The organism is Gryllotalpicola sp. CP2-P1 (assembly GCF_057512245.1).
The window spans coordinates 1-6,299 of the sequence record NZ_JBLRDT010000149.1; the positions used below are offsets into that span (position 1 = coordinate 1).

Annotated in this window: 6 protein-coding genes; 3 read left to right on the plus strand and 3 right to left on the minus strand. The window is 70.4% G+C overall.

What is annotated here, in order from left to right; translation table 11 throughout:
- Window positions 1-6 precede the first annotated feature (6 nt).
- The 3 genes from ACM2XV_RS11185 to ACM2XV_RS11195 all read right to left on the minus strand — a co-directional run bounded on the left by ACM2XV_RS11185 (window position 7) and on the right by ACM2XV_RS11195 (window position 3,608).
- Window positions 7-1,161 (minus strand): Gfo/Idh/MocA family protein, encoded by a 1,155-nt coding sequence (locus ACM2XV_RS11185; RefSeq protein ID WP_487026975.1) that lies wholly within the window; start codon window positions 1,159-1,161, stop codon window positions 7-9.
- The gene (locus ACM2XV_RS11190; RefSeq protein WP_344778550.1) at window positions 1,151-2,434 is read right to left on the minus strand and encodes an MFS transporter; all 1,284 of its coding nucleotides are present in this window, start codon (window positions 2,432-2,434) and stop codon (window positions 1,151-1,153) included. Before ACM2XV_RS11190 ends, ACM2XV_RS11185 begins: the two co-directional genes overlap by 11 nt.
- Before the next feature lie 124 nt (window positions 2,435-2,558).
- Window positions 2,559-3,608: a LacI family DNA-binding transcriptional regulator gene (locus ACM2XV_RS11195; RefSeq protein WP_344778552.1), complete on the minus strand. Its 1,050-nt coding sequence runs from the start codon at window positions 3,606-3,608 to the stop codon at window positions 2,559-2,561.
- A 135-nt stretch (window positions 3,609-3,743) separates the two neighbouring features.
- Between ACM2XV_RS11195 and ACM2XV_RS11200 the strand changes: the two genes are divergently transcribed.
- The 3 genes from ACM2XV_RS11200 to ACM2XV_RS11210 form a co-directional block, all read left to right on the plus strand.
- A complete protein-coding gene (locus ACM2XV_RS11200) occupies window positions 3,744-4,766 on the plus strand; it encodes a DUF6807 domain-containing protein (protein WP_487026976.1) in 1,023 nt (340 codons plus the stop codon).
- Window positions 4,763-5,878: a Gfo/Idh/MocA family protein gene (locus ACM2XV_RS11205; RefSeq protein ID WP_487026977.1), complete on the plus strand. Its 1,116-nt coding sequence runs from the start codon at window positions 4,763-4,765 to the stop codon at window positions 5,876-5,878. The genes ACM2XV_RS11200 and ACM2XV_RS11205 overlap by 4 nt, the downstream gene beginning before the upstream one ends.
- Window positions 5,875-6,299 (plus strand): cupin domain-containing protein (locus tag ACM2XV_RS11210; RefSeq protein WP_487026978.1); only part of this gene is annotated, 425 nt, incomplete at its 3' end. The genes ACM2XV_RS11205 and ACM2XV_RS11210, both read left to right, overlap by 4 nt.

Below are 6,299 nucleotides of genomic sequence, written 5' to 3' on the forward strand. Positions count from 1 at the left end.
GCTCGCTCATACCGTCACCTCGGGCAGCTCGACCCGCGCGCCCGTCGCCGCGGACTCGAGCCCCTTCTCGGCGAGCAGCACGCCGCGGGCGCCGGCGAGGAAGTCGTAGCGGTTCGGGGCGTCCTCAGCGACGTGGCGCAGGAACTCCTCCCACTGGACCTTGAAGCCGTTCTCGAACTCCTGCGTGATCGGGACCTCATGCCAGTCGGCGGCGTAGTCGTGGCCGTCGGGAACGTCCGGGTTCCACGTCGGCCTCGGCGTCGCCGAACGGTGCTGCACCTTGCAGCCGAACAGGCCGGCGACGGCCGACCCCTCTGTGCCGTCGACCTGCAGCTCGAGCAGCTCGTCGCGGTTCACGCGCACGTCCCAGCTCGAGTTGAACTCGGCGATGACGCCGCCCGCGAGGCCGAAGATCGCGTAGGCGGCGTCGTCGGCGGTGGCGGTGTACGCCTGGTCGCGCTCGTCCCAGCGGGTCGGGATGTGCGTCGCCGTCTGGGCATAGACCGTCTCGACGCGGCCGAACAGGTTCTCGAGCACGTAGTTCCAGTGCGGGAACATGTCGAGCACGATGCCGCCGCCGTCCTCGGCGCGGTAGTTCCACGACGGCCGCTGCGCGGGCACACCGTCACCGGGGAACACCCAGTAGCCGAACTCGCCGCGCACCGACAGGATGCGCCCGAAGAACCCGTCGTCGATCAGCCGTTTCAGCTTGCGCAGGCCGGGCAGGTAGAGCTTGTCGTGCACGACGCCGTTCTTGACCCCGGCCTCCTTCGCGAGCCGGGCGAGCTCGAGCGCGTCCTCGAAGTTCTCGGCGGTCGGCTTCTCGGTGTAGACCGCCTTCCCGGCCGCGATGGCCTTCGTGATGGCGGGAACCCGCGCCTCGGTGACGAGGAAATCCGCGTAGACGTCCCACCGCGGGTCGGCCAGCGCCGCGTCCAGGCTCGTCGTCCAGTCCGCGATGTCATGCCGCGCCGCGATCTCGCGCAACTTGTCCTCGTGCCGCCCGACCAGGATCGGCTTCACCTGCACCCGGCGCCCGTCCGACAGGGCGACGCCGCCCGCGTCCCGGATCGCGAGGATCGAGCGCACGAGATGCTGCCGGTACCCCATGCGCCCCGAGACGCCGTTCATGATGATTCCGATCGTCGACTCAGACGACATTGGTGCTGACCTCCGCGAGCTTCTCTTCCGAGGTGAAGTCGATGGCCTTCGCCTGCCGACCGAACGCGGTGAGCAGGATGACCGCGACCGCCGCCCCGGCAACGGTGAACGTCATTGCCAGCGGGTAGCCGATGTGCGGCGCAAGCGCCTGCTGGATCGGGAGGTTGAACGCCGCGATGACGTTGCCGAGTTGATATGTGACACCGGGGTAGAACCCGCGGATCGCGTTCGGCGACATCTCGTTGAGGTGCGCAGGGATCGCGCCCCATGCGCCCTGCGTCGTGAACTGGATGAGCGCGGACCCCGCGCACAGCCAGAATGCCGTCGACGAGAAGGCGAACAGCGGGATGAGCGGCAGCGTGAGCGCCGCGCCGAGGATGATGGTCGCTTTTCGCCCCCACCGGTCGGAAAGCGAGCCGAGCACCACACACCCGACGATCGCCCCGACGTTGTAGATGACGGCGATCCAGGTCGCCGTCGCCGGCGACAGGCCCGCGCCGCCGTCGTCGGTGGCCTTGAGGAACGTCGGGTAGATGTCCTGCGTTCCATGGCTCATCCAGTTGAACGCCGCCATCAGCAGGACCAAGTAGATGAAGCGGCGCACGATCTTGCCGTTGAAGAACACGGTGCGGATCGACGTTTGGGTGATCTTGAGGTTCGTCTGGGTCGTCTCCCACACCTCCGACTCCCGCACCCGCGAGCGCAGGATGAGCGAGATGAGGGCAGGGATGATGCTCAGCGCGAAGAGCCACCGCCAACTCAGGCCGGCAGCCGAGACGACCAGCAGGAAGGCGAGCGATGCGAGCAGGTACCCGGCCGAGTAGCCCGCCTGCAGCAGGCCGCTGTAGAAACCGCGGCGGTTGCGCGGCACCTTCTCCATCGTGAGCGCAGCCCCGAGACCCCACTCGCCGCCCATTCCGATGCCGTAGAGCAGCCGCAGAACGAACAGCACGGTGAAGTTCGGCGCGAACGCGCACAGGAAGCCGACCAGCGAGTAGAAGCAGACGTCGACGATCAGGGGGATGCGGCGCCCGACCTTGTCTGCCCAGATGCCGAAGAGGTAGGCCCCGATCGGGCGCATGAGCAGGGTGATCGTCGTGAGGTACGCCATCTTCTCGAGCGAGACGCCGAAGTCGGCACCGATGTCCGCGTAGACGAGCACGATCAGGAAGTAGTCGAAGGCATCCATCATCCAGCCGAGCAGGGATGCCGCGAACGCGTTCCGCTGGTCGGAGTTGAGGCGCTGCCTCGGCAGCTGGGCCGCCATGGTCATGGCCGGTTTCCTTTCATCGACGCTGATGAGCTGTGGCTTCCGGGATTCGGGAAAGCGCTTACCCATCATGCTCGTGACCGGCCGCCAGCGCAATGCCTCATCGCGTGGTCGCTTTTCCTGGTCGTCAGGCCTCTTCGGCAGCGGGGCCGGGGGTGCTGGCCCGAATCACGATCTCCCCGGGCAGCGACACGAGGCAGGGTTCGCTCGCGCGCTTCAGGATCAGGTCGACGGCGGTCGCTCCGCCCTGCTCGAGGGGCAGGCGCACCGTGGTGAGACCGGGCGAGACGTCACGCAGCGTCTCGATGTCGTCGAAGCCGGCCACCGCGACGTCACGGCCTGGCTCGAGGCCCGCGGCACGCAGCCGCGCCATGGCGCCGACCGCCATCACGTCGTTGACGGCGAAGACGACATCCGGGCGTGGTCCGCTCTCGAGCACCGCGCCCATCGCCTCGTAGCCGCCGTCGCGCGTGAACCGGCTGTGCACGACAGCGACGGCGTCGCGCGGATGCCCCGTCGATGCATACCCGTCGAGGAATCCTTCTGTGCGTTCGCGCGAAGTCGACAGCGGCTCCGGGCCCGCCAGCACCACCGCGTTCGCGTAGCCGGCTGCGCCCAATCGACGCGCGAGCGCCCGGGCGCCGTCCTCGTTGTCGAAGGCGATGGTGTCGAACGGCAGCCCGGCCTGCGAGACCAGCACGGCGTGACCGCCCTCGTTCTCGAAGTCCCGCAGCTGCGCCTCGAGGCGCGCCGTCACCGCGGCATCCGCGACCCGGCTGCCGACGAGCACGATGCCGGTGGGTCGCTGGCCGCGCAGGGCGGCGACGAGCTGCACCTCGCGCTCGGGGTCGCGCCCGCTGACGCCGATCGTGGCGACGAGGCCCCCTGCCTCCGCGGCGGCGATGACGCCACCGGCGATCTGCGCGAAGTAGGGGTCGGTGATGTCGCTGACGATGATGCCGACGAGGCTCGTGCGACCGCGAGCGACGGCCTGCGCCTGAAGGTTCGGGGCGTAGTTGAGGCGCTCGGCCGCGGCGAGCACGCGCGCACGGTAGTCCTCCCGCACCTTGCGCGCGCTGCCATTCAGCGATCGTGACGCGGTCGCGAGCGAGACGCCCGCCTCGCGCGCGACGTCCTGCAGGGTCGCAGGCGGCCGGCGCCCGTCATCACGCCCCATGAGTCCCTCCCGTAGTCGTCAACCGATCATCCACCACCGGGGGCGCACTAGGCTCCCTTGACGTCGGGGCGCCTCGCGAGGCCTGATCGCCGGGCCCGGCAGCAATCAATGACGATTTTCGAAGGATTCCCGTCCATGGCCAGCCATTCCGGTTCACTCTCGCTGCTCCACGCCGTCGGCTCCGAGGTCTCCGTCCGCGCACGCTGCGAGCGCGCAGAGACCGAGCTGCTGCGCTACGTCTACCGGCCGACCGAGGCGCAGTACGAGTCCCCGCGCCCGTACCTCCACCCCGTCCGCACGCGCTCGGGCAAGCTCGTGACGACCTTCCGGCCGCACGACCACGTCTGGCACAAGGGCATCGCGCTCTCGCTTCCGAACGTCGGCCCGCACAACTTCTGGGGCGGCCCCACCTACACGCGCGCGACGGGCTACGCCGACCTCGGCAACAACGGCTCCATGGAGCACACCGAGCTGCTCGAGGCGTCCGTCGACCAGGCATCCGTCGACCAGGCATCCGCCTCGCACGGCTCTGCCACGTTCTCGCACCGGCTCACCTGGGTGAGCGAGCCCGCTGCCGGTGAGGCCGCGGGCCTGCCGATCGTCGATGAGGCGCGCACGATCCGCGCGGTCGTCGGCGAGCGCGAGGACGCGTGGACGCTGACGTGGTCGAGCACCATCACGAACGTGTCCGGCGCTCCCCTGCGCATTGGCTCGCCCACCACCGAGGGCCGCGACAACGCGGGCTACGGCGGTCTGTTCTGGCGCGGACCCCGCTCGTTCACCGGCGGCTACATGGTGGGTGCCGACGGCACGGAGGGCGAGGAGCTGCGCGGCACGCAGAGCCTGTGGGCCGGTTTCAGCGGGAAGCACGACGAGATCGATGCCGCGTCGACCGTCGTCGTCATCGATGGCGCCTACGGCAGCGGCCTGCCGACCAAGTGGTTCGCGCGCTCGGAGCCGTTCGCCTGCCTCAACCCGGCGCCGTTCTTCGATGAGGCGCGCACGCTCGAGGCCGACGAGAGCCTCGCGCTCGACTATGCGGTCGTCATCGCCGATGGCGCGAGCGACGCGGCGCGCATGGGCGAGCTCGCGCAACTCGGTGTGCAGGTGCTGGCCGACGCCGGCGTAGCCATCGCGGCAGAGGCGGTGGCCCGATGAGCGCGGCGACGGGCGGCCCCGTGCGCATCGGAATCGTCGGCACGGGCGGCATCGCGCGCGTCCACGCCGACAGCATCGCGCGCCTCGGCGAGCGGGCCGTCATCGTCGGCGCGGTCGACGTCGACGCTGAGCGCCTCGCCGCCTTCCAGACGGAGTTCGGCGTCGAGGCGGGCTTCGCGAGCCTCGACGAGCTGCTCCAGCACGGCCATCCCGACCTCGTGCACCTGTGCACCCCGCCGGGCCTCCACAGGGAGCAGGCGCTCGCGGCCCTCGCCGCAGGCGTCGACGTGCTCTGCGAGAAGCCGCCTGCCCTCTCGCTCGCCGAGATCGACGAGCTCGCCGCCGCCGAGCGGGCCTCCGGCGCGCACTTCGCGACGGTCTCGCAGCACCGCTTCGGCGGCCGCGCGACGTGGCTGCGCGAGCGGCTCGCCGACGGGCGGCTCGGCCGCCCCATGGTCGCCGTCTGCAACACGCTCTGGTACCGCCCCGATGCGTACTTCGAGGTGCCGTGGCGGGGCAACTGGAACATCGAGGGCGGCGGGCCGACGATGGGCCACGGCATCCATCAGCTCGACACGATGCTCTCGATCCTCGGGCCGTGGGCCGAGGTCGTCGCCGTCTCGGCGCGCCAGGCGCGCCCCGTCGCGACGGAAGACCTCTCGACCGCCATCGTCACCTTCGACAACGGCGCTGTCGCGACCGTGGTCAACAGCCTGCTGTCGCCCCGCGAGACGAGCTATCTGCGCTTCGACTTCGAGTTCGCGACCGTCGAGCTCGAGCACCTCTACGGCTACGGCGACGACAACTGGAAGATCACCCCGGCCCCGGGCCACGAGGCAGAGGTCGAGGCGCTGTGGGCCGAGGGGCCGCACGGGAACTCGGGCCACGCCGCCCAGTTCGCCGCCGTGCTCGACGCGCGCGAGCGGGGTCTGCCGCTTCCCGTCGACACCGGCGCGGCGCGGCGCACGCTCGAGCTCATCGCGGGCATCTACGCGTCGTCGTTCACGGGCGCTCGCGTCGCGAGCGGCGACATCGACGCGGATTCCCCGTTCTACGCGAGCATGGAGGGCAGCGGCGCACCGTGGCGCGAGTCCTTCGTCACGGCCGAATGAGCGGGTCGGATTCCGCCGAGGCGGCCCTCGCGCGGGGCCTGCCCGGCGGCATCGCCGTCTCGCGCCTTCGGGTCTACGACTGGCCCGCCGCCGACGGTCGCAGGGGCGGCTCGCCGCACCTGCACACGGCGTCGACGGAGGGCTACGTGGTGCTGGGCGGCGACGGCGAGCTCGAGAGTCTGAGCTCGCGCGGGTTCGAGACGACCCCGCTCTTCCCGGGGGCCGTGGTCTGGTTCACGCCCGGCACGGTGCACCGTCTCGTCAACGCGTCCGGTGATCTCGACATCCTCACGCTCATGTCGAACGCCGGGCTGCCCGAAGCAGGCGACGCCGTGCTCACCTTCCCGCGCGAGATTCTGAACGACGCCGAGCGCTATGCGCAGGCGGCCGCACTGCCGGCCTCCGATGATCAGGGCGAGCT

Excerpts from the sequence above, each read along its gene's own strand:
- ACM2XV_RS11185 (WP_487026975.1), bottom strand. The coding sequence starts at position 1,161 with ATGTCGTCTGAGTCGACGATCGGAATCATCATGAACGGCGTCTCGGGG.
- ACM2XV_RS11190 (WP_344778550.1), bottom strand. The coding sequence starts at position 2,434 with ATGACCATGGCGGCCCAGCTGCCGAGGCAGCGCCTCAACTCCGACCAG.
- ACM2XV_RS11195 (WP_344778552.1), bottom strand. The coding sequence starts at position 3,608 with ATGGGGCGTGATGACGGGCGCCGGCCGCCTGCGACCCTGCAGGACGTC.
- ACM2XV_RS11200 (WP_487026976.1), top strand. The coding sequence starts at position 3,744 with ATGGCCAGCCATTCCGGTTCACTCTCGCTGCTCCACGCCGTCGGCTCC.
- ACM2XV_RS11205 (WP_487026977.1), top strand. The coding sequence starts at position 4,763 with ATGAGCGCGGCGACGGGCGGCCCCGTGCGCATCGGAATCGTCGGCACG.